The organism is Candidatus Thiothrix phosphatis (genome assembly GCF_035668035.1).
GTDB classification, from domain to species: domain Bacteria; phylum Pseudomonadota; class Gammaproteobacteria; order Thiotrichales; family Thiotrichaceae; genus Thiothrix; species Thiothrix phosphatis.
Window position 1 is genome coordinate 1 of the sequence record NZ_JAYMYJ010000112.1, and the last position, 22,746, is coordinate 22,746.

Annotated in this window: 24 protein-coding genes and 1 riboswitch; of the genes, 14 read left to right on the forward strand and 10 right to left on the reverse strand. The window is 57.5% G+C overall.

The genetic code is table 11. The features are described from left to right. Positions 1-102 precede the first annotated feature (102 nt). Positions 103-1,383 carry a TerD family protein gene (locus VSS37_RS11600; protein ID WP_324695392.1) on the forward strand — a complete coding sequence of 427 codons (1,281 nt, stop codon included), beginning with the start codon at positions 103-105 and terminating at the stop codon, positions 1,381-1,383. Positions 1,384-1,447: 64 nt separating this feature from the next. Further along, positions 1,448-1,618, forward strand: a riboswitch (yybP-ykoY riboswitch). A gap of 4 nt (positions 1,619-1,622) precedes the next feature. Continuing rightward, a complete protein-coding gene (locus VSS37_RS11605; RefSeq protein WP_324695393.1) occupies positions 1,623-2,189 on the forward strand; it encodes a TMEM165/GDT1 family protein in 567 nt (188 codons plus the stop codon). A gap of 2 nt (positions 2,190-2,191) precedes the next feature. Here VSS37_RS11605 and VSS37_RS11610 read toward each other — a convergent pair whose 3' ends face one another. The 3 genes from VSS37_RS11610 to VSS37_RS11620 form a co-directional block, all read right to left on the reverse strand. Next, positions 2,192-3,199, reverse strand: a complete 1,008-nt coding sequence (locus VSS37_RS11610; protein ID WP_324695394.1) for a Fe(3+) ABC transporter substrate-binding protein — start codon at positions 3,197-3,199, stop codon at positions 2,192-2,194. A 58-nt stretch (positions 3,200-3,257) separates the two neighbouring features. Continuing rightward, complete coding sequence (locus VSS37_RS11615) at positions 3,258-3,941, reverse strand: Fe2+-dependent dioxygenase (RefSeq protein WP_324695396.1); 684 nt, start codon at positions 3,939-3,941, stop codon at positions 3,258-3,260. Positions 3,942-4,028: 87 nt separating this feature from the next. Continuing rightward, on the reverse strand, positions 4,029-6,299 hold the full coding sequence (locus VSS37_RS11620) for a TonB-dependent receptor (RefSeq protein WP_324695397.1): 2,271 nt from the start codon (positions 6,297-6,299) through the stop codon (positions 4,029-4,031). Positions 6,300-6,482: 183 nt separating this feature from the next. Between VSS37_RS11620 and VSS37_RS11625 the strand changes: the two genes are divergently transcribed. The 5 genes from VSS37_RS11625 to VSS37_RS11645 all read left to right on the forward strand — a co-directional run bounded on the left by VSS37_RS11625 (position 6,483) and on the right by VSS37_RS11645 (position 10,061). After that, complete coding sequence (locus VSS37_RS11625; protein WP_324695400.1) at positions 6,483-7,580, forward strand: alpha-hydroxy acid oxidase; 1,098 nt, start codon at positions 6,483-6,485, stop codon at positions 7,578-7,580. 142 nt (positions 7,581-7,722) lie between these two features. Continuing rightward, positions 7,723-8,154 (forward strand): TonB-system energizer ExbB, encoded by a 432-nt coding sequence (gene exbB / locus VSS37_RS11630; RefSeq protein ID WP_324695401.1) that lies wholly within the window; start codon positions 7,723-7,725, stop codon positions 8,152-8,154. Next, positions 8,151-8,534, forward strand: coding sequence for a TonB system transport protein ExbD (gene exbD / locus VSS37_RS11635; protein WP_324695403.1), 384 nt, complete (start codon positions 8,151-8,153; stop codon positions 8,532-8,534). The genes exbB and exbD overlap by 4 nt, the downstream gene beginning before the upstream one ends. After that, entirely contained in the window at positions 8,531-9,304 is a 774-nt protein-coding gene (locus VSS37_RS11640; protein ID WP_324695405.1) for an energy transducer TonB, read from the forward strand. The genes exbD and VSS37_RS11640 overlap by 4 nt, the downstream gene beginning before the upstream one ends. A 43-nt stretch (positions 9,305-9,347) precedes the next feature. Next, on the forward strand, positions 9,348-10,061 hold the full coding sequence (locus VSS37_RS11645) for a DUF2202 domain-containing protein (RefSeq protein ID WP_324695407.1): 714 nt from the start codon (positions 9,348-9,350) through the stop codon (positions 10,059-10,061). Here VSS37_RS11645 and VSS37_RS11650 read toward each other — a convergent pair. From VSS37_RS11650 to VSS37_RS11670, 5 genes are all read right to left on the reverse strand, one after another. Beyond that, positions 10,055-10,753: a DUF3299 domain-containing protein gene (locus tag VSS37_RS11650; protein WP_324695408.1), complete on the reverse strand. Its 699-nt coding sequence runs from the start codon at positions 10,751-10,753 to the stop codon at positions 10,055-10,057. The two genes, VSS37_RS11645 and VSS37_RS11650, sit on opposite strands and share 7 nt — an antisense overlap. 1 nt (position 10,754) lies before the next feature. Beyond that, positions 10,755-12,014, reverse strand: coding sequence for an ABC transporter permease (locus VSS37_RS11655; RefSeq protein WP_324695410.1), 1,260 nt, complete (start codon positions 12,012-12,014; stop codon positions 10,755-10,757). Further along, positions 12,011-12,685, reverse strand: a complete 675-nt coding sequence (locus VSS37_RS11660) for an ABC transporter ATP-binding protein (RefSeq protein ID WP_324695411.1) — start codon at positions 12,683-12,685, stop codon at positions 12,011-12,013. The genes VSS37_RS11655 and VSS37_RS11660 overlap by 4 nt, the downstream gene beginning before the upstream one ends. Next, complete coding sequence (locus VSS37_RS11665; protein ID WP_324695413.1) at positions 12,682-13,275, reverse strand: DUF2796 domain-containing protein; 594 nt, start codon at positions 13,273-13,275, stop codon at positions 12,682-12,684. The genes VSS37_RS11660 and VSS37_RS11665 overlap by 4 nt, the downstream gene beginning before the upstream one ends. A gap of 76 nt (positions 13,276-13,351) precedes the next feature. Then, positions 13,352-13,792, reverse strand: coding sequence for a Fur family transcriptional regulator (locus VSS37_RS11670; RefSeq protein ID WP_324695415.1), 441 nt, complete (start codon positions 13,790-13,792; stop codon positions 13,352-13,354). 109 nt (positions 13,793-13,901) lie between these two features. Between VSS37_RS11670 and VSS37_RS11675 the strand changes: the two genes are divergently transcribed. The 7 genes from VSS37_RS11675 (at position 13,902) to VSS37_RS11705 (ending at position 21,257) form a co-directional block, all read left to right on the forward strand. Next, positions 13,902-15,155: a porin gene (locus tag VSS37_RS11675; protein ID WP_324695417.1), complete on the forward strand. Its 1,254-nt coding sequence runs from the start codon at positions 13,902-13,904 to the stop codon at positions 15,153-15,155. Between the two features lie 11 nt (positions 15,156-15,166). Beyond that, positions 15,167-16,069, forward strand: a complete 903-nt coding sequence (locus VSS37_RS11680) for a metal ABC transporter substrate-binding protein (protein WP_324695419.1) — start codon at positions 15,167-15,169, stop codon at positions 16,067-16,069. A gap of 2 nt (positions 16,070-16,071) precedes the next feature. Next, the gene (locus VSS37_RS11685; protein ID WP_324695420.1) at positions 16,072-16,749 is read left to right on the forward strand and encodes a metal ABC transporter permease; all 678 of its coding nucleotides are present in this window, start codon (positions 16,072-16,074) and stop codon (positions 16,747-16,749) included. 237 nt (positions 16,750-16,986) lie between these two features. Beyond that, positions 16,987-19,146, forward strand: a complete 2,160-nt coding sequence (gene katG, locus VSS37_RS11690; RefSeq protein ID WP_324695423.1) for a catalase/peroxidase HPI — start codon at positions 16,987-16,989, stop codon at positions 19,144-19,146. 525 nt (positions 19,147-19,671) lie between these two features. Then, positions 19,672-19,959 carry a hypothetical protein gene (locus VSS37_RS11695; RefSeq protein ID WP_324695425.1) on the forward strand — a complete coding sequence of 96 codons (288 nt, stop codon included), beginning with the start codon at positions 19,672-19,674 and terminating at the stop codon, positions 19,957-19,959. A gap of 82 nt (positions 19,960-20,041) precedes the next feature. Further along, positions 20,042-20,368, forward strand: coding sequence for a hypothetical protein (locus VSS37_RS11700; protein ID WP_324695427.1), 327 nt, complete (start codon positions 20,042-20,044; stop codon positions 20,366-20,368). Between the two features lie 100 nt (positions 20,369-20,468). Then, positions 20,469-21,257, forward strand: a complete 789-nt coding sequence (locus tag VSS37_RS11705) for a hypothetical protein (RefSeq protein WP_324695429.1) — start codon at positions 20,469-20,471, stop codon at positions 21,255-21,257. A gap of 57 nt (positions 21,258-21,314) precedes the next feature. Here VSS37_RS11705 and VSS37_RS11710 read toward each other — a convergent pair whose 3' ends face one another. Both VSS37_RS11710 and VSS37_RS11715 read right to left on the reverse strand, forming a co-directional pair. Further along, positions 21,315-22,181 carry an AraC family transcriptional regulator gene (locus tag VSS37_RS11710; RefSeq protein WP_324695431.1) on the reverse strand — a complete coding sequence of 289 codons (867 nt, stop codon included), beginning with the start codon at positions 22,179-22,181 and terminating at the stop codon, positions 21,315-21,317. 45 nt (positions 22,182-22,226) lie between these two features. Next, positions 22,227-22,718 (reverse strand): HD domain-containing protein, encoded by a 492-nt coding sequence (locus VSS37_RS11715; RefSeq protein ID WP_324695433.1) that lies wholly within the window; start codon positions 22,716-22,718, stop codon positions 22,227-22,229. Between the last annotated feature and the right edge of the window lie 28 nt (positions 22,719-22,746).

The window sequence follows — 22,746 nt, forward strand, 5'->3', positions numbered from 1 at the left end:
ACCGCAAGGTTGCTCAGCCATCGGAAGGGCAAAAACTCACCTTGAAAGCCCTAACCTTGATGCGTTAGGGCCAGACAACGAAACAAATACAGGAGAGGGCAAATGTCAATATTGAAACCCGGAGCAAATGCTAAACTTTCACAGTTGAAATTCACCCTTTCAATTTCACATGCACCAATTCCAGGTGTGGAGATGGATGTGTCGGCCTTCCTTCTGACAGCGCAAGGCAAAGTCCGTGGCGATGGGGACATGTGTTTTTACGGGCAGACCCATATTGAATCTGGTGCCGTAATTTTGGATAGTGCATCTGAAACTGGTGCCGTGTTTTCTATAGATTTGTCAAAGGTTAATCAGGCCATTGAGAAGATCGTGATAGTGATGACCATTCATGAAAATCGGGCTGTGTTTGGCAAACTTTCTGAGGTTACGATTGAACTGTTTGGAAACGGGGCGCTGCGTGGGGAAATACCCTGTGCTGGCATGAAAGAAACAGCCCTCATTCTTGCCGAGATCTATCGCCGTGGTGAAGAGTGGAAGTTAAGGGTTGTAGGGCAGGGCTTTGAGAATGGTTTGCCAGCCATTGCGCAGTATTTTGGAATAGAAGTGGCGACGCCAGAACAGCCTGTTTCGGAATCTGAGAAAAAACCTATCCCTGCTAAAGCGAAGCAGGCTGAAACAACCCCTGTTAAATCTGTCCGGTTGAATAAAATCTCCCTTACCAAGCAAGGGGAAAGTTCTAAAATTTCTTTGCAGAAAGAAAATAGGGGTCTAATACGGGTCATTGCTACGTGGGTCGATAACGGGGACAAACGTTCGGATAATGATGACCTTGATCTCCGCGCAGGCATTCTTTTGCCTAATGGAAAAATGCATTGGCTGGCGGCTTCACATCCCGGTTCTCTTGATAGCGCCCCCTTTGCCCGGCATTTGGGAGATGTCCGGCAAGCCACTAAAAACGCCCCCGGAACTGAAATCATTGAGATAAACCCGGATATATCCAAACGTCTTGGTGGGCAGGTCGGGTTGGTCTTTTCAGTTTATAGCGCGATTTCCAACGGGCCTGTTTCGATAGCGTCCCTTAAGCCGGTGATGTCCATTGAGAACGATGGCAATGTGGTTGAGTGCAATTACACGTTTCCTGGTGGTAAAGCAGCAAACGGTGTTTACACCTATGTGATCGGGACGCTCGATATCGATGGTGAGTCCATTTCCGTCAGGTTATCTGGCCTCACCTCGCAGCCAGGTAGTGAGGATACCCCCTGGATTGAACGCAAGGCAGGGATTCTTGAGGTCAGCTTTGATGGTGCTCCGGTTTTCAAGTCCGGGCGCAACCTATTTGCCAGAATGATCGGTGTTGGCAAGAAAGGCTATGAAAACGTCTGACATAGTCAGCAAACATTGTGTCTGCCTGCAATGGTGGACATATCGCCTGCCGCTGGCTAGAATCCATCCCGTCATTGGGGAGTAGCCTCCTTTCATTGGTAAAGGGTCTGCATCAACATACTTGACCGCCCGGTCATGGTGCAGACGGCTCCGGTTTGGCAAGACCTTTGACCACGATGCCTTCGGTAAAGCCGGGAGGGTGTTGTGGTCATGGGAAATCGCCCGGCTTGGAGTTGTTTATGGAAGCCTTTCTCGTCTCTACTGGTATCGTCGCCCTCGCAGAAATGGGGGACAAGACGCAATTGCTCTCGCTGGTGCTCGCCGCCAAATTCCGCAAGCCTGTCCCCATCATCCTTGGCATTCTGGTCGCCACCTTGCTGAACCATGCAGGTGCGGGGGCAGTTGGCGCATGGGTCACCGCCGTACTGGGGGAAAATGTGCTGCGCTGGGTGCTGGGGTTGGGTTTCCTGGCGATGGCGGTGTGGATCATGATCCCCGACAAGCTGGATGAGGATGATGCAAAGCTGGACGCCTCCCATCACAGTGTTTTCGTCACCACCCTGATTGCGTTTTTCCTGGCTGAAATGGGCGACAAAACCCAGATCGCAACGGTCGCGCTGGCGGCGCAGTACGCCTCACTGCTGTGGGTGGTGGCGGGCACGACCCTGGGCATGATGATCGCCAATGTCCCGGCGGTGCTGCTGGGCGACAAAATGGCGCACAAACTGCCGTTGAAATGGGTGCATGGGGTCGCTGCTGCCATTTTTGCCGTCTTGGGCGTGCTGGTATTGTTTGGTGTTGACTAAGCTTACCGCCAACCTGCTTTGTCCATAATCTGCACCGCCTGGGCGTTGTTTTTGCCTAGGGCGACCAGGTTCAGCGCATCGCTTTTGAAATTGCCCCAGCTTTGCAATTGCGGGCTGGCGGCGATGCCGCGCTTGGCCGGGTATTCGCCATTGGTGGTGGAATACCAGCGTTGGGCGTCATCCAGCACCATGTATTCCAGCAGCTTGATGGCGTTTTCCCGGTTTTTGGCGGATTTTGTCACGCCCGCACCACTGATATTGATGTGCGTCCCCCGGTCGCGCTGGTTGGGGAACAGCAGTTTCACCTTGCTGGCGGCGGCTTTCTGGCTAGCGTCGCTACCGTAGAGCATTTGTGCGTAATAGTAAGTGTTGGCGATGGCAATGTCGCACTGGCCTGCCGCGACAGCCTTGATCTGGTCGCGGTCGCCGCCGCTGGGTGGCCGGGCCAGGTTGGCGGCCAGCCCTTGCGCCCATTGCTCCGCTTGCGCCGCGCCGTGGGCGGCGATGATGGAAGCCAGCAGCGACTGGTTGTAAATGCTGTTGGAGGAACGCACGCAAATCCGCCCGCGCCATTTCGGGTCGGCCAAATCTTCGTAGCTGGAAAGTTCGGCAGCCTGGACAGTCGCCGGGTTGTAGAACAGCACCCGCGCCCGCGAGGTGAGGCCGAACCACTGTTTGCCGGGGTCGCGCAGGTTGGCGGGAATGGCCTGCTCCAGCGTGGCGGAGTGGATGGCTTGCAGGCTGCCAGCGGCGGCGGCCCGGTACAAGCGCCCGGCGTCCGCCATGATCAGCACGTCGGCGGGTGAATTGGCCCCTTCGCGTTTGAGGCGTTCCAGCAGCGGGTCGTCATCGCCCGTGACCAAGTTGACCTTGATGCCGGTGTCCTGGCTGAAAGCGTCCAGCAACGGCTTGATCAACTGTTCTTCGCGGGCGGAATACACATTCACTTCATTGGCCAGCACTTGTGCGCTGCACAGCAGCAGCAAGCCAGCAACAAATTTTTTCAACATAACAGGCTCCTTATTGCTCCCTGCCCCCCTTGTGGGGAAAGGGCTGGGGATGGGGGCTTCAGGCGTCCGCCCAGCGGCGGATCAGGTTGTGGTAGACACCGGCGAGCCGGATGGTTTGCGGGTGGCCTACGCCCAGTTCCGCCGACAGTTCCTGGATGCTTTGGTCGAGGTCATACAACAGGGTGCGTTGCCCGTCGTCCCGCACCATGCTTTGTATCCAGAAAAAGGCGGCCAGCCGTGCGCCGCGTGTGACCGCGCGGACTTGGTGCAGGCTGCTGGAGGGGTAGAGCGCCAGGTCGCCAGCAGCCAATTTGATGGCTTGCGCGCCAAAGCTGTCCTCGATCACCAGTTCGCCGCCGTCGTATGCTTCCGGTTCGGCGAGGAACAAGGTGGCGGACACATCGGTGCGTACCCGGACAGTGGTCCCTGGCACGTAGCGGATGGCGTTGTCGATATGGATGCCGAAATTGCCGCCATCTTCGTAGCGGTTGAACATCGGCGGAAAAATCTTCATGGGCAAGGCAGCGGAGACAAAGCGGGCGTTATTGGCCAGCGCCGTCAGGATGACATCGCCAATTTCCCGCGCAAGGGCGGAATCCTGCGGCAGTTGCAGGTTCTGCTTGGCGGTGGCGGCCTGGTCGCCCGCCGTTATCTTGCCATCCACCCATGCTGCCGCCTCCAGTTGGGTGCGGCAGTGGGCGGCTTGCTCCCTGCTGAGAACATTGGGTATACAAATCAGCATTGCCTAGGCTCCTTGCAAGTGTTACCCCCTAAAATGCCCACCCCGTGGCTCATGAAACGGGGCGGGCTGAGGACCCGGATAGCCGGATTAAAAATCGTAAGTCAGGCTGACGTTGGTGGTGCGGCCAGGCGCGACATACGTGAACGGTGCCGCACTGCGGTAGAACGCTTCGTAAATGGTCTCATCCGTCGCATTCTTGACGTTCAGTTGCGCGCTCAACTTTTTGTTGAGCTTGTACTCGGCCATCAAATCCAGGCGGTTGGAGGCTTCCAGCACCAGCGGTTCGCCGAAATGCGGCGAGGCGGTGTTGGTGTTGACCGAGGTCGCCGCAAAGGTGCCGCCTTTGATTTCGCCGGTGTGCACGACCGTCCCGCCGACCGCGAGTTTGGGCGTGGCCTGGTATTTGGCCTGGATGCTGGCGCTTTGCTCCGCCACATTGGCCAGTTCCTTGCCGATGGCGGATGGGGTGGCGGAATCCAGGATTTTGGTGTCCATCAGCACCGCGCCGCCGGACAAGCTCAACTTGGGCGTGACATTGCCGGAGACGCCCACCTCCACGCCGTTGATGCGCACCTTGCCGGTTTGGCTGGCGACCTGCGCCGTGCCAGTGCCGCTGACTTCAATCTTGTTTTTCTTTTCGGTCTGGAAAATGGCGGCGTTGACGGCGAGGTGGTCATTGGCCAGGTTCCATTTGGTGCCGAGTTCGATGCTTTTGTTCTCTTCGGGTTTGTCCAGGGCGGCGACCAGTGGGGTGATGCCGCCGTACTCCACGCCGCCGGAGTCGAACATTTCACCCGGCAGGTTGGAGGAGCTGCTGAGGGAGGCGTAAATGCTGCCGTTTTCCCGGGGCTTGTACACCACGCCAGCGTGGCCGTTCAGGAAGCCGGTGTCATCCGTGGAATCGCTGTTGGGGTCGTAAACGCCTTCCCGCGCATGCCGTTCAATCTCGAAGGTGTCATGGCGCAGGCCGCCGAAGACTTCCCAGCGCGGGTTCAGTTTGGCGGTGTCCAGCACGTAGAGGGAACGGACATCGGCCTTGACCTCCGACTTGCTGGCGCTGCGGCCAGTGACCGGCTGGCCGATGGCATGGTTGTCCGGGTTCATGACGTTCAGGACGGGTGCCGCCACCGTGGCGTCAAGGTCAAAGCTTTGGTTGGTGACTTCCTCACTGCTGATTTCAAAGCCCGCGACAAGGTTGTGCTCCACCGCGCCGGAATGGAATTCATGGGTGATCTGGGTGTTGTTGCCCTGGAAGTTGTTGGTGAACCCGGCCCGCGAGGTGCGGTTGGTCATGGTGCTGGCAGGCGTCAGCCCGCTGATGCCGCCGGGATTGGAAACGACGTATTCGTTGGTGGTTTCGCCGATGCGGGTTTTGCTGCTGATGGTGGTGTTGTCGGAAAGCTTGTGCTCCAGCGTGGCGGTCAGGATGTCGGCGCCCGTATCCTGGAAGTCGCGCCCGACAATGCCGTAGAAATTGTCACGGTCGACGGCAGCAGGCGCGTTGGTCAGCGAGTCCCAGGGGTGGCCACGGTCTGGCATTTCCTCCTTGCGCAGGTGGTACAGGTCGACCAGCATATTGGTTTTGTCGGTCGCCTTGTAATCCGCCGCCAACGCGACGCCCTGGCCTTGTTTGTACACTTCGTTGCGTCCGGCCACGTCCGAGTCTTCCAGCATGAAGGAGCCGCGCACGCTCAATTGGTCGTTGACAACCCGGTTGGCGTCCAGCGTGGCGCGTTGGTCATTGCCCAGCGTCAGGGTTCCACGGGTGAAATTGGTGTCCTGCGGCTTTTTGCTGATGCTGTTGACCGCGCCGCCAGTGGTGCCGCGTCCGGCGAAGGTGGAACTGGGGCCTTTGGCGATTTCCACCTGTTCCGTGGCGAAGACTTCACGGGTGGTGACGCCAGGGTCGCGCATGCCATCGACGAAAATGTCGCCACGGGCGTCAAAGCCCCGGATGATGAAACGGTCGCCCTGGGCGTTGCCGCCTTCGCCGGTGCCGAGCGTAATGCCCGGCTGGGTGCGCATCAGGTCGCGCAGCGCGGTGACGCCAGCATCCTGCATCTGTTCCTTGCCGACGACGGTGATGGTTTTGGAAACGTTCAGCAGCGGCTCGGTGAATTTGCCATTGCCGGATTTGTCAATCTTGTAAGGGGCTTCTGGGTCGGCGTTGGGGTTGGAGCCAGGGGCGGCTTTTTTCGCTTCGGCGGTGACGCCTTCCAACCGCGTCACCTCGTCGGCATGTGCTGGGGAAGTGATGGCGGCAAACACGGCAAAGGCGGCTGAGGCAAGGGTGGTGTTCGGCTGTTCGGCACGGCAGGCTACGCCTCTGAGGGCGAGAGGCTGGTTCTGATAGCTCAAGTGGATACTCCTAAAACATGAAAATGGAAGGGGCGGCATCCGTGGCTATCAGGCTATGCGATGCAGGTGTATGCTGGGAGATGATAATCATTCTTTTTTGTGAGTCAAGAGTGTTTGTAGTAAAATGCGGACAGTTTTTATTTGTCTGTTGGTAATGCGCACTGCACAAGTGCGGGAGAAGCCATGCCGCCCGAACCCCTCCTGAACCAGATTCCGCCTGCCATTGCCGCAGTCAGTGACTACGAACCCTTTGCCCGCGCCCGTTTGGATGACAATGCCTGGGCGTATTTGCACAGCGGCGCGGCGGATGAAATCACTTTCCACGCCAACCGGCAGGCGTTTGAGCAGCAGCATCTGCACAACCGGGTGCTGGTGGATGTGCGCGGCGGCCACACCCGTCTGCAATTGTTTGGGCAAACTTTCCGGCATCCGGTGCTGCTGGCTCCGGTGGCTTACCAAACCTTGTTTCATCCGGATGGGGAATTGGCGACGGCGCAGGCGGCTGCGGCCATGGAAGCGGGCATGGTGGTCAGCACGCTGGCGGGGCGGACGCTGGAGGAAATTGCCGCACATGCCGCTGCCCCCTTGTGGTTCCAGCTTTATTTCCAGCCGGATCGGGCGTTCACGTTGGAACTGGTGCGGCGGGCGGAGGCGGCGGGTTACCAAGCATTGGTGGTGACGGTGGACGCGCCGCTGGCCGGTGTCCGTAACCGTGAACAACGGGCGGGTTTCCACCTGCCACCTGGGGTTGGCGCGGCCAATTTGCAGGGCATGCGCCAGCCGCAGACAGTGCTGGAAGATGGGCAAAGCGTGGTGTTCGATGGCCTGATGGCGCATGCGCCAACCTGGCGGGAGATTGTGGAACTGCGCCGGTTGACGGAACTGCCGCTGCTGCTCAAGGGAATCGCCAGTCCGGATGACGCCTTGCGGGCATTGGAGGTGGGGGCGGATGGCCTGATTGTTTCCAACCACGGTGGCCGCACGCTGGACACCATGCCTGCCACGTTGGCGCTGTTGCCCGCCATCGCCGCTGCGGTGCAGGAACGGGTGCCATTGCTGCTGGACGGCGGCGTCCGGCGGGGTACGGATATTGTGAAGGCGCTGGCGCTGGGGGCAAGCGCCGTGCTGATTGGCCGCCCCATGGTTTATGGGCTGGCGGCCACAGGCGCGCTAGGGGTGGCGCATGTTATCCGCCTGTTGCGGGAAGAGCTGGAAGTCGCCATGGCGCTGACAGGTTGCCCTACCTTGGCGGATATTAATCCTGCCGTGTTGGCCCCTTGATGATGCTTGAAAATATAAATAGCAACAATTATCATTTGAAAAAATTTACCTGATACCACTAGCCCTCCGCCCCTTTTGCCATGACGGTAGCCAAGGTTCAGTAAAACCCTGTTTGCAATTTTTGGAAGGTTTTACTAACCCTATGGAATTCCTGAAAACTTACCTTGACTACATGGTGCTGGGCACGCTTGGCCTGATGAGCTTCATCATGTTGACGTTGGCGGTGGAGCGTTACGTTTATTTCTGGCGTGTCCGGCTGGTACAGTTCCCACATGTCGAATTGTTGAAAGTGGCGCTGACCCGCAACCTCACCGCCATTTCCAGCATTGGCTCCAATGCGCCTTATGTGGGGCTGCTGGGGACGGTGCTGGGCATCCTCGTCACCTTCCACGAAATGGGGCAGGGCGGCAAGATTGATGTCAACACCATCATGCTGGGGCTGGCGATGGCGCTGAAGGCGACCGCTGCTGGCTTGTTCGTCGCCATTCCCGCGATCCTGTTTTACAACGGCCTGCTGCGTAAGGTGGAGGTGCTGACTTCGCGCTGGACGGCGATGCAGGATGGCCATGCATGAAACGTTTTGACCAGATCAACATGATTCCCTTCATCGACATCATGCTGGTGCTGCTGGCAATTGTGTTGACCACCGCCACCTTTGTTTCGCAAGGGCTGATCGAAGTCAACCTGCCGACCGCCGAGCAGGTCAGCGAACCTGCCGAAGACGAAGACCCGCTGGAAATCGCCATCGATGCGCAAAACCAGTTGTTCCTCGCGGGTGAGGCGGTGGATTTGCAGCAATTGGGCAGCAAGTTGGATACGCAGGCGAAACCGGACACGCTGATTGTGCTGCGCATCGACAAGGCCGCCGTCTTCGAGCACTTCGTCAAGCTGATTGACCTGCTCAAGGCGAAGGGACTGAACAACCTTTCCATACAGGCGCAGCAGGAACCATGAAGGACAATCACTTGACCGGACTGGGGGTTTCCAGCGCAGTCCATGTGGGGTTGGCCTTGTTGCTGGCTCCGGTTTTGTTCGCCCAGGAGCCGAAGAAAGAAGAGCCGCCGGTATTGCCGGTCGAGTTGGCCATGTTTGCGCCGCCCGCCCCTGAGCCTGTGCAGGAGCCTGCCCCCCAGCTTGCGCCAGAGCCTCCGCCCCCGCCACCTCCGCCGCCCAAACCCAAACAGACCGAAAAGCCCAAGCCGAAGAAAGACAAGCAAGACAAGCCGGTGGAAAAGCCCCTGCCCAAACCCAAGCCCGAGAAAGACTTGCGCAAGGAGCAGGAAGCGCGCGAGCGCCGTGAGGAATTGCGCCGCCAGCAGGAAGCGCAACAGCAACTGGAAGCGATGCAGCGTCAGGAACAGGCGCGTGCCGAGGCCGGGCGTCAGGCGCGTTTGCGCGCCCAGCAGCAGGCAGCCCGTGCCGCCGCCCAAGCGCAAAATGAAACGCCGCTGATCACCAACCCGAGTTACCGCCGCCCGCCGCGCGCGCCTGAATACCCGCGCCGCGCGCTGGAGGCTGGGGTTGAAGGCATGGTGATTGTCCGCGCCAATGTCAGTGCGGGCGGGAATGTGACCGCCGCCCGGGTGCACCAGTCTTCCGGCAATGCGGCATTGGACGCCGCCGCCGTCAAGGCGGTGCGCGGCTGGTCATTTGTGCCAGCCAGCCGGGGCGGACGCAGCATCGAGTCCATCGTGCAGACGCCGGTGCGTTTCAGGATCAATTGATGTGCCGACGTTTGAGGTGGCTAAACCCAAGGAGATTTGACGGATGAACACCAACCCATTCCTGAGTGTGGCCGAGCGCGAAGCCCTGCAATTCATGCGTGAGGAGGAAAAGCTCGCGCGTGATGTTTACCTGACCTTTTACCACTGGTGGCGGTTGCCGGTATTCAGCAATATTGCCGCCTCTGAACAGCGCCATACCGAGAGCGTACAGCGCTTGTTACAGGCTTATGGCATCCCAGACCCGGTGCAAAATGACCGGGTCGGCGTGTTTGCCCATCCCGAACTTGCCCGTTTGTACGCCGATCTGGTGGCGCGCGGGCGTCAGTCTGCATACGAAGCCTTGCAGGTCGGCGCATTGATTGAGGAAACCGACATCGCGGATTTGCAGGATGCCATCCACAAGACCACGCAGCCAGCCATCGCCCGCGTCTACAACCATTTGATGCAGGCTTCGCACCGTCACCTGCGGGCATTTACTGGGCAGTTGCAGAACCATGACGGCGTTTATGCCGCGCAGGTCATGCCGCAGGCGGAGGTGGATGCCATCATGGCTTACCGCCGCAGCCCGGCGGATGGGAATGTTGCCCGGCTGGGTGGCGGACGGCGCATGGGGCAGGGCGGAAGCCAGCCCTTGCCGAATGGCGGCATAAGTGGTGGCAGTAAGCGGCAGGGTGAGGGGATGGTTGCCCGGCAACCCGCCCGGCAGATGGGCGGGGCAGGTTGTGGCGGGCGTCGGCGTGGCTGGCAAGGCTACTGACCGCCGCCTTCCTGGTCTTTTTCCTGATAGGTTTCAATCTTGTCAGTCTTGATCTGGTAGCCTGCGTCCGCCAAATCAGTATGGGCCAAATCGGTGTCCAGCGTACCGTAAACCCAGATGGGTGAATACATGTCGCCCATGCTGAGGGCTTTGTCCGGCTCTGTCTTGACCAGTATGGTCTGGTTCAAGGGCGGGGGCGGGACATGGATACAGGCGCCGAAATAAGGCACCAGCAGGAATTCCCTCACCACTTCCGCTTTTTCATCCACTTCCAGCGGCGTGACATAACCGGGAAGCTTGATCTTTTTGCCGTTCAGCGCCGGGTTCACGGGGGCGGAGTTGAGATCCGCCTGCATTTTTTCCATGACGGCTTTTTCCCTGGGGTCGCCTTCGGGAATGGCGTCGATTTGCGCCTGGTATTTTTTCAGGATGTCATCCATGCCTTTGCCCGGCAGTTCCAGATCTTCCCAAGCCATTTTAGTGTATTCACCATCCTGCCCAGGTTTGTCGGGTTTAGGGTTGGCAATATCCTTGATCTGCGCGCCAACCGCAGGCGCATTGGCAGGCAAGGCGGGCGGGTTCGCCGTGCTGTTGACGCTCCCCGCCGCCGCCTGTTTGTCAGCAGGCTTGTCGCCGCCACAAGCGGCGAGCATGCTGGCCAATACGATCATGGGGAAAATTTGTGTTTTCATTTCAAACCCTTACGGTCAAGCCATCCTGCAACGAACGGCGGTAGGCAATTGCCCCCGGAATCAGGCTGAACAGCAGCGCCAGCCCGACCACCACCGCCAGCATCAGCAGGTTGGGCGCATCCGGTATCCAGGTATGCAGGTAGAAACCGTATTCCGCCACCACCCACGGGCGGGCGCTGAACAACGCGGCGTAGAGCAATGCGATGCCCACCAGGCAGCCCAGCACCGCCAGCACCAGCCCTTCCAGCACGAACAGCAGGAACACCTGGCGCGGATGCGCGCCCACTGCCCGCAGGATCGCCATTTCCCGCCGCCGTTCATTGAGGGTGGAAAGCAGCACGGTCAACATCCCCAGCAGCCCCGCCGCCACCACGAAGCCGGTGATGATGCGCAAGACCGTTTCAAACATGCCGATGGCTTGCCACAATTCCGCCAGCGCCACGCCCGGTAGGGTCGCAAGCAGCGGTTCACGCGTGTATTCGTTGATGGCGCGTTGCACCCGGAAGGCGGCGGCGCGGTTTTTCAGCCCGACTAGGAACGCCGTGATCAGCTTGGGTTGCAAGTTTTTCTTGAGCGTTTCCTCCGCGCTGACGTGGAAACCCGGTATCGGCGCGCCGTTCACCCAGTCGATGTGGATGGCTTCGATGGCTTCCAGCGACACATGCACGGTGCGGTCAATCGGTGTGCCGGTCGGTTTGAGGATGCCGACCACGGTGAAAGGTTTGTCGGCGTGCTGGGTAAAGCTGGTTGAGCCCGCGCCATGCGAGAGGATGATCTTATCCCCCAGCTTGTAATTCAGCTTGCGGGCGACTTCGGAACCCAGCACGGTGTCATACACGCCCGCAAACGGTTGGCCTGCGGCGAACGCCAGCAACTGTTTGTCGCCATAACGGTAGTGGCGGAAATAATCCTGGTTCGTCCCCAGCACCCGGTAGCCCTTGTGCGAGTCGCCCAGGCTCAATGGCACCGACCAATCCACCTGCGGGTTGCTGATGATGTCCTGATACGATTGCCAGCTGATGTTGTTGGTGGCGTCGCCAATGCGGAACACGCTGTACAGCAATAACTGCACCGGGCCGCTGCGTGCGCCCACCACCAGATCCGTGCCGGAAATGGTGCTGAGGAAACTGCTTTTGGCCTCCTTGCGGATGTAGTCCACCCCCAGCAGCAGCATCACGCTGATGGCGATGGACAACAGGGTAAGGAGCAGGCTGGCGCGGCGGTTCCACAAGCTGCGCAAGGTAAGCTTGAACAGGATCATGGTTGGTTTAACTCCTGCAAATCGACCACGCGGGGGAAATGGTTGGCGATGTAAGGGTCATGGCTGACAAACAGGATGGTGCTGCCTTGTGCTTCCGCCTCCTGGAACAGCAGGTCAAGGAAGCCGTCGCGGGTGTTGGTGTCCAGCGCGGAAGTCGGTTCGTCGGCGATGATCAGTTCCGGGCTGCCGATCAGGGCGCGGGCGACGGCGACGCGCTGTTGCTGCCCCACGCTCAGGTCGGTGATGGGGCGCTGGCGCAAGCCACCGTCCAGCCCCAGATGATCCAGCAGCCGGTTGGCGGTTGCCTGCATGTCGCCTGCCTGCTGTTTGCGCCGGGCAGAAAACTGGCAGGGCAATTGCACGTTTTCCAGCACCGACAAATACGGCAACAGGTTGAACTGCTGGAAGATCACGCCCATGTGGTCGGCGCGGAAACGGTCGCGGGCGGAGCCGCCCATGCCGCGCATGTCCTTGCCCAGGATGGCGATGCCGCCGGTGGCCGGAACCAGGATGCCAGCCAGCAGGTTCAGCAGGGTGGTCTTGCCGCTGCCGCTGGCGCCACGGATGAACAGGTGTTCACCCTGGCGCACCTGCAACCCGGCGATTGCCAGCGTGTCTTTGGCTTGCCCCCGCCAGCGGTAACGCAGGCCGGAAAGTTCAATGACGTTCATGGTGCCAGTTTGATGCTGTCATCTTTCTCCAGCGTGGCGGAGGATGCGCCCTTGTCCGTCACCCACTCGGCATTGAGCTTGTGGAAGCCGCTGAACGTGCTGAACAGTTTGGTGGTGACGGTTTGCAACGCCTCCGGTTTTGCGCAGGTGAAGGCCCATGAGGCTTCCACATCGCTGTGGACTTCGCCCTTGTCGTGTTCGGCTTCGTCAGCGTCGGGCTTTTCCTGGGCAGTCGTGACCTTGGCGTCGGTTTGCTGGCAGCCTGCATCCTCATCGAACACAAACAGCGCGGCGCCATCCTTGAGTTTGGCTTCGGCGTCCGCCACGGTCTTTTTGTCGGCGTCTGTCTTGGGCATGTATTCAAAGCCGAACAGGTTCATGCCAGGGGAATCAAGATCCAGCTCCAGTTTGCCGCCATCCTGGGCGATGCTCAGTTTGCCCGTCCCGTGCTCGTGCGGGCCGTGCTGCTCAAACCCGGCGGCTGGCGTTTTGTCAGCGGCGGGTGCTGGCGTGGGATCAGCGGAGGCCATGCTGACAAATGCGCCAAGCGCCAGACCCGCTATGCTGGTGAATAACTGAGGGTATTTCATGTATTTCTCCCGAATGCTGAAAACAATTTGCAACAAAGTTTCAAGAAATCCTAGTGGAAACGCCATAATCTTGCAATCAGTTTGTTCCAGGATCAGCGCAAGCGGGGCAATGGCCTTGGAGGTTGACCTCCACTTCCTCCACCCGGTAGCCCGGCGGCAGGGAAAACAGCAGGGCGGGCTGCAAACTTTCCAGGCAGAAAATCTGCCCGCACTGTTTGCAATGGAAATGGGCGTGCTGGTGCGTGGCTCCCGCCAGGGCATTGTAGCGCCAGGTGCGGTCTACGCCCCCGACCTTGTGCGCAATGCCTTGCTCCACCAGCCAGTCCAGCGCCCGGTAAAGGGTGACGCGGTCAAAAGACAAGCCCTGTTGCTGGGCAGTTTGCTCGATTTCCTGGTGGCTGAGTGCGGATTTGGCTGCCAGCAGGATGCCTAATACGCCCAACCGGGCAGGCGTTACCCTGCCCTGAGCCTTGTACAACAATTCACGTGCGTCCTGTTCAATCACATCCGGGGTCATTTGCAGTCACTCTTTTCCGTCAATATTCTGCAACTATGTTGCATTATTATCGCCAATGCACATACCATTCCCCCGATTATAAACCGTCAAGTACCAACGGGGTGAACCTATGCAACCAATACAAGCTGCTACGGCAATGGCCATTGCCACGGTGCTGGCAAGCGCTGCCGCTTGCGCTGAAACCACTACGGGCGAGGCCATCAAGGCGACCCTCAAACCATCTTCCTCCAACTGGCAAGGCAGCCTGATCTTGGAAGGGGTTTATTTCGACCGTAGCAAGACAGGTGAAATGGACATCAATGGGATGCCCCCTGGTGCGGAAATACACCGGTTGGATGAAGGGCTGCGAGCCGGTCACAATGAAATCGTGGTGAACGGCAACCTGACTGACAAACTCACCGCCCGCGTCACGACCGCCATTGCCCAGGCAGAAAAGGCAGAAGGTGGCGGGGTTGAGACCGAACTGGAAGAGGCATTCGTCCAAACCCAGGGAATAGGCAACGGTTTCAACGCCAAAGCAGGCCGCTTCTTTACCGATGTTGGCTACCTGAGCAGCAAGCACGGGCATGAATGGGACTTCGTTGACCAGCCACTGATCTATGAAAGCATGTTTGGCACGCATCCGAACGGTGACGGGTTGCAGGTCAGTTATGTCGCCCCAACGGACATGTTCCTGCAAGTGGGGAGCGAGGTGTTTGCAGGCGACAAGTTCCCCTCAGGCAAAACCCGCAAAGGAGTCAGCGCCGCCACTGCCTACGCCAAAATCGGCGGCGATATTGGTACAAGCCATAGCTGGCAAGCGGGTGTTGGGCGTTGGCAGGCAGGCGACATAACCGACCGTAGCCCCGAAATGGAGGAAGATGTCACCGAAGCCCCACATTTTTCCGGCAACAGCCACATCAATACTGTCAATGCACTCTACAAATGGGCCCCCAACGGCAACCCCGAAGAGCACAACCTGAAACTGCAAGCCGAATACTTCCAGCGTGACGAAAAGGGTACGGTGGCCATGGAAGATGCGGACGGCGCAGTGAGCGGCAGCACCGACTACAAGGGTAAACAAAACGGTTGGTACGCACAGGCGGTGTACCAGTTCCAGCCCCATTGGCGGGTAGGCGCACGTCATGACCATTTGCACATCAGCAACAGCGGTTCTGACGCAGGCGTTCTGGATGCGGCGGGCCTGACACCGGATCCGGGGCATGACCCAAAACGCAACAGCCTCATGCTTGATTACAGCCCGCGCGAATACAGCCGCTGGCGTTTACAGGTCAACCGCGATGAACGCGGCCCTGAAGCCGATAATCAGGTATTGGGACAGTTTATTTACAGCTTTGGCTCGCATGGCGCACACGGCTTTTAAGGAGTCCCAACATGAAACGCATCATTCTTGCCCTTACCCTGTTGTGCGGCAGCACAATCGCCCATGCCGACCTCAACATTTTTGCCTGTGAACCGGAATGGGGTGCCTTGGCACAGGAAATCGGCGGGGACAAGGTCACGGCCTACAATGCCACCACCGGCCTGCAAGACCCGCACCACATCGAAGCCCGCCCCAGCCTGATCGCCAAGGCGCGGCAGGCGGACATGCTGGCCTGCACCGGGGCGGAACTGGAAATCGGCTGGCTGCCACTGTTGCTGGAAAAATCCGGCAACGCCGCCATCCAGGAAGGCCAGCCGGGTCACTTCATGGCGGCGCAGCAGGTGCAATTGCTGGATATTCCTGCGAAAGTTGACCGCAGCATGGGCGATGTGCATGCCGATGGCAACCCGCATTTCCAGACCGACCCGCGCCGTATTGCCCTGGTCGCCAAGGCATTGGCGGCACGCATGGCGCAGGTGGATGCCGCCAATGCCGCGCATTACCAGCAGGGTTATGCCGCGTTCAACGCGCGCTGGCAGCAGGCGATGCAGGGCTGGCAAAGCAAGGCGGCGGGTCTGCGCGGCAAAGCCATTGTTGTGCACCACAAAAGCTGGGTGTACCTGGAAGATTGGCTGGGCTTGAAAGAAATCGCCACGCTGGAACCCAAACCGGGTGTCCCGCCCACGTCTTCGCATCTGGCGGCAGTCTTGCAGCAGTTGCAAACCACGCCAGCCAGCATGGTGGTTTACGCTGCCTACCAAAGCCCGCGTTCCGCCCAGTGGTTATCCGGCAAGGCGGGGATTCCGGCGGTCATGTTGCCCTCCACGGTTGGTGGTACAGCGGAAGCCACTGATTTGTTCACGCTGTTTGATGACATTATCCGGCGTCTGAACCAGGCGCAAACCGCAGGTTGAATATGGACTGGAGCTTGCAGTTAAGCATCCTCGCCCCAGCCTTTGTTGCCGGGGTGTTGGTGTTGGCAACCCATGTGCCGTTGGGGCGCGAAGTCCTGCGCCGGGGCATTGTCTTTATCGATTTGGCGGTGGCGCAGATTGCCGGGCTGGGCGTGATTGCCGCGCACGCGCTTGGTTGGGAAGCGCACGGCTGGGAAACACAGTTGGTTGCCCTGGGCGCTGCGTTGACCGGCGCGTGGCTGCTGGGTTGGGCGGAAACGCATCTGGAACGTTTACAGGAAGCCTTGATCGGGATTGTCTTCGTGCTGGCGGCCACTGGCGGTTTGCTGTTGCTGGCGGATAACCCGCATGGCGGCGAACACCTGCGCGAATTGCTCAGTGGGCAAATCCTGTGGGTGAACTGGCCGGATTTGCTGCCGCTGGCTTTGCTGGCCGTGGCTTACTGGCTGCTGGTCTGGCTGCGTCCGACGTGGTTGGCGCGTTGGGTGTTTGCCAGTCTGGTGATCCCGGCGTTTGCAGTGTGGAAGGAACAGCCGTTTTACCTGACGCATGCCTTGTTGCTGGGTTTGCTGGGGTATACCGCCGGGATTCTGGTGTCGGCCTGGGTGGATTTGCCAACCGGGGCGAGCATTGTGTGGTTCCTGGCGCTGGCAGGGCTGGGCTACCGTTGGGTACGGTAGATATCGACTCCTCGCTGGAGACCGCTGCTTCAATAGGGGCATTGGCGTTGCTTACGGCCAAAGGAATAAATTGATCCAAACGGCTTGGGGGAGGCGCATCTTTACGATAAGTTAAAAACTAGGATGATGTAATACAAATATTCAATTTTAAAGATTATAAGCTTGTTTATAACATGGGTTTAACATGGGTTTCAAGGCGGATGCCTGCATTGTATACCCATAAATGAGGAGACACTGATGAGCACTGAAGGAAAATGTCCGGTTATGCACGGTGGTAATACCGCAACCGGAAGTTCTGTCATGGAATGGTGGCCGAATGCGTTGAACCTCGACATCCTGCACCAGCATGACACCAAGACCAATCCGCTGGGGAAGGGCTTCAGCTACCGGGAAGCGCTGAAAACGCTGGATATTGCCGCGCTGAAAAAAGACCTGCATGCCCTGATGACCAACAGCCAGGAGTGGTGGCCTGCCGACTGGGGGCACTATGGTGGTTTGATGATCCGCATGTCCTGGCATGCGGCTGGCACTTACCGTATCGCCGATGGCCGGGGCGGGGCGGGTACTGGCAACCAGCGTTTCGCACCGCTGAATTCCTGGCCGGATAACGTCAGCCTCGACAAGGCGCGGCGCTTGCTGTGGCCGGTCAAGAAAAAATACGGCAATGCGGTCAGTTGGGCGGACTTGATTGCCTACGCAGGCACCATCGCCTATGAATCCATGGGCTTGAAAACCTACGGCTTCGCCTTTGGCCGTGAAGACATCTGGCACCCGGAAAAAGACATTTATTGGGGCGCGGAGAAGGAGTGGCTGGCTCCCAGCGATGAGCGTTACGGGAACCTTGAAGACCCAACGACCATGGAAAACCCGCTCGCCGCTGTGCAGATGGGGCTGATCTACGTCAACCCGGAAGGCGTCAACGGCAAGCCCGACCCCATGAAAACGGCTGCGCAGGTGCGGGAAACCTTCGCCCGCATGGCGATGGACGATGAGGAAACCGTCGCCCTGACCGCAGGCGGCCACACGGTCGGCAAGACCCACGGCAATGGCGACGCAGGCAAGCTCGGCGCCAATCCCGAAGCGGCAGGCGTCGAAATGCAAGGCTTAGGCTGGGAAAACCCGACCCAGAATGGGCTGGCGAGCGGTGCCATCACCTCCGGCCTGGAAGGCGCGTGGACAACCCACCCAACCCAGTTCGACATGGGTTTCTTCGACATGCTGTTCGGCCACGAATGGGAATTGCGCAAAAGTCCGGCGGGCGCTTGGCAATGGGAGCCGGTTGACATCAAGGAAGAGGACAAACCGCTGGATGCCAGTGATGCCTCCATGCGCCACAACCCGATGATGACCGATGCTGACATGGCGATGAAAGTTGACCCGGCTTACAACGCCATCTGCCAGAAATTCATGGCTGACCCGGCGTACTTCAAGGAAACCTTCGCCCGCGCCTGGTTCAAGCTGACCCACCGCGATATGGGGCCTAAAGCGCGTTATTTTGGCCCGGATGTGCCCGCAGAAGACCTGATCTGGCAAGACCCGGTTGCAGCAGGCAGCAAGGCTTACAATGTGGATGCCGCCAAAGCCAAAATCGCCGCCAGCGGTTTGGGCATCAGCGAAATGGTCAGCACCGCCTGGGATAGCGCCCGCACTTTCCGGGGTTCCGACATGCGGGGCGGCGCCAATGGCGCGCGTATCCGTCTGGCTCCACAGAAAGACTGGGAAGGCAACGAGCCTGCGCGTCTGGCCAAAGTGCTGGGCGTGTTGGAAGGCATTGCCAATGACCTGGGCGCCAGTGTCGCCGACATGATCGTGCTGGCGGGCAATATCGGTGTTGAGCAAGCCGCCAAAGCCGCTGGTTTCGACGTGACAGTCCCGTTTGCGCCAGGGCGCGGCGATGCCACTGCCGCCCAGACGGATGCGGAATCCTTTAACCCCTTGGAGCCGCTCCATGACGGTTACCGTAACTGGTTGAAGAAAGACTACGTGGTCACGCCGGAAGAAATGATGCTCGACCGTACCCAGTTGATGGGGCTGACAGCACCGGAAATGACCGTGCTGGTGGGCGGTATGCGGGTGTTGGGGACTAACCACGGCGGCACGGCGCATGGCGTCTTTACGGACCGGGTGGGCGCGTTGACGAACGATTTCTTCGTCAACCTGACCGACATGGCCAATGAATGGAAACCAGCGGGCAAGAACCTTTACGAGATTCGTGACCGCAAAACCGGCGCGGTGAAATGGACGGCGACCCGCATTGACCTGGTGTTTGGTTCCAATTCCATTCTGCGCGCTTATGCGGAAGTCTATGCACAGGACGATAGCCAGGAAAAATTCGTCAATGACTTCGTGGCTGCCTGGAGCAAAGTGATGGACGCAGACCGTTTTGATATTGCCTAAGCGGTAAAGCAATGGGCCTGGCTGGCAACGTGTTTGTAGCTAGGCCCGTTTTTATCTATTAAATATATTTTTCTAGAAAAAATTAATTAAATTCATAATAAAAAAAGACCATTATATTTTTTAAATCTTACATAAAATATTGAATAAAAAATATTCATTCCTCATAAGATTAGTTGTATGAAATGATTTACATTACAATTTAATGGAGCGCCATGTGGTTGTTTAATAGCTGCAATTTATTGACCATCTGGCTATAAATTAACAAGCCCGTAGCCATTTAAATATTTGTGGAAAAAACATTAATATCATTACTTGATTATTATCTGCTCTTGGCTATGCTTATTACGTCCTCATGTGAGGATGAGTGTGTAACCCTGTAATACGACAGTTTTTTCTAAGGTAACGCAGGTTATTGGCATCACTATCAGCGAGGATAGCGAGGCGTTGTATTGTCAATAATCCGTGAAACGCGGAGATTCTTCTGCGCATGCAGGGGGTAGATTGATTATTCGGAGTATTTAAACTATGAAAAAGATTGCAGCAATTTCCGCATTGCTGGTGTTTGGCAGTGCTTCAGCATTTGCCACTGGTAGTGACATCGATATGCATGTTCATGATGTTGAAATTTTCCAAGCTCAGGATGGGGCTGATTTGACCCAACGCGCTGTCATTTCACATGTAAATGACCAGTTCGTAGGCCAGGCGAAAATCTATGTTCACAATTCAAAGATTTATCAGAAGCAAAAGGGACAAAATGGAACCCAGTCCGCAACCATTGCGACCATTTGTGACTGTGATACTACCAGGCCTTGATTTTGAGTAATAGGTAGGGTTATCTCCGCCTTTTAATCAAGGCGGGGATATTTTGGAGTTAGTTTGAATAGCAGGCCATAGCATGAGTCGTTTTAACGTGTGTTTTGCATTGATTTCCGCCCTGGCTTTTATTGCCACCGATGCGGCAGCCTTACCTGATAGCAGCACCCCCCCTGACATGGTGAATATGTCCGCCAAATACGCCAAGGCACGGGCCAAGCTGAGGGCTTACCAAGTGGATTTCAGGAATACGGGGACAGATGTCGATCCTTTTGCGGTAGGGACTTTGGATACTGCCGGTTGTGACGTGAATGTCGGCAATGTGGTTCTGGATGGTTCTGGCCCTGCGCCGAATGATGTTATTGTTTTTGTGCAAGGTGACATCTTGCAATCCAACAACTGTCGGTAGCAGCGGTTTGCTGCAACTATCCGTTAGTCTTTTCCTTGAGGCTGGGAAGCAGGCTCCTTTAGTAAAAATAAAATAATGCTTATAGGAACGAAGGGGTTATATGAGAGAGATACGTGCGCCATTTTTGGTGGCGATGGTTTTTATGATGTTGGGTGGGTGTGTCAGCCTCGATTCAAAACTGGAAAGTGAGTTTAGGGAAATTAAAAAGGGCCCGAGTGGCGCCCCTTACAAGAGCATCACCAGTTTTTCCGATTCTTTACGCTGTATGGATGACCTCATGTACGCACAGAACATCAGGGATATTCCTGTCATGGTTGAGGATGTGGAGGATAAAACGGAAGCGGTAAAGATGGGTGTCAGGGATATGCTGGTGTCCGCCATTTCAGAAATGACGTATAAGAGCCATGCAGTTAAACTGATCCTTTATGGCAAGGATACCGGCAACCTTATTTCCTTTTTGAAAGCAGCCAATAACAATACCGCTTATGGACAGATGCCGCTTTATGACATTGAAGGCTCTATCAGCCAGTTTGACAAAGGCATCGTCAGCACCGATGCGAGTGTTGGATTGTTCGCGCGCCGTGATGGTGGCATGGGCGCCTCAAGGGGCTCTTCCTTGAGCGTGGTGGCGCTGGATTTAAATGTATTGCATACCAGGGACATGAGTGTGGTTCCGGGCGTTTCGTCCAAAAACTCAGTGGCCATCTTCCAGAAAGGCGACTCGCTGGATGCAGATGCAAGCATTAACAAATTTGGGGTTTATTTCGATATAAACCTGAACCGGAGTGAAGGCCAGGCTCAGGCAGTACGCTCTTTGGTAGAGCTTGCCGCTGTTGAAATCATAGGCAAACTCGTTCATGTGCCTTATGAGCAATGCTTAAAGGATTGATATTGGCCTGGCGGTTGGGAGTAAATGTGTGGGCGGCACCAGACCAGTGTCCGGGTTTTATTTCAACGGCAGATAAATGGCCGTTTCCAGCTCATGTTCCGGCGTATCCGGCGGCAATTTCAGGTATTGGAAAAACAGTGGGAAGTCACGTAACTCCTCGCCGCTTTCCGGCAACCATTCCCGGTAGAGCGGGTAAATGCTGTCAGCAATGCGGTCAAGGGAGCCGTGATGCAGCACTGTCGCGCAGCGGCCTGCCGGTATCTGCTTGGTGATGACGCCTTGCGGATTTTCCGGCACGGGGGCGTCGACCTCTCCACAAATATCAAAGCGGAACTCATCCGCTGGGGTTGTGTCCGGGTCGCTATAGGCAATGCCAAAGCTGCGTTTGCTGGCAATCGGGGAAAGCCCGCTTGCCTTGCGCCAGTCAATAAAGGTTTTGACGGATTCGTTGACATGTCCTGGGTCGCCGTGATGTTCCAGCGCGCCCACCAGGGTTGCGGCAAAATCCACAATCGTCACTTTCATGGTTGTATTCCTTGGTCGTTTGGGTCGTTGCAGGCGCTCGTTCCACGGTCGCCATGCAGGTTGTTGACGGAATAAGGAGGGCGTTTGTCCAAAGCTTTTCTTGAACGCACGGGAGAAGGATTCGGGGTTTTCAAACCCGGCCTCCAGCGCAATGTCGATAATGCGCCGCTGTTCATGGAAAACCAGTTGGTTGGCCGCACGCTGCAAGCGCAGGTGCTGGATATAGCGCGTCACGCTCAGGCCGACGTAGCCGGAAAACTGCCGCTGGAAATGGAAGCGGGAAAAGTTCGCCAGACTGCTCAACTCGTCCACGGATAATGGTTCATCCAGATGCCGGTCAATGTGATCGAACACCTGTTCGAAACGTTCTGCGTAGCGTTGGCCTGCTTTGGTGGTCATGCTTAATCTCCTTACGGGTACGCACTTTACCCAAGCCGGGGATGTTTAGCCTGACCGAACGTGCTGTTTGATTTCCTCCCACAAGTCTTCGCATAACCCTGCCCGGTAGACCGCCTGCGTAAACGCTTCGTGCTCGCTTTGGTACATGCGCAGCTTGTCCGGGCGGTTATTGGCCAGACAGGCATGCAGGTTGGCCAGCCGGTCAGCGGCTTTGACAACCAGCGCCAGTTCAAGCTCGCCGGAAACCGTCGCCATGCGCGCATAGGTTTTTTGCTTGCGTTCCTGGCGGTTGTGGCCGGGTTGGTCGGTCAGGATGGAGACGGCCTGGGCAATGAATGGGGTGAACAGCGCTGCAACGTCCTGTGTCGTGACGGGCGTGTCTTCGACGACATCGTGCAGGTAGCCAATCACCTGGGCAGTTTCCCCATACGGCTCCAGAATGGAGGCGACGGCGTCAAGATGGCAAACGTAAGGCTGGTCGCCGTATTGTTGTTTGCCATGATGTTGGATGGCGAATGCGCGGGCTTTTTCTAACATGGGTTCCCCTTGGCAGCTTTCTTTGGGG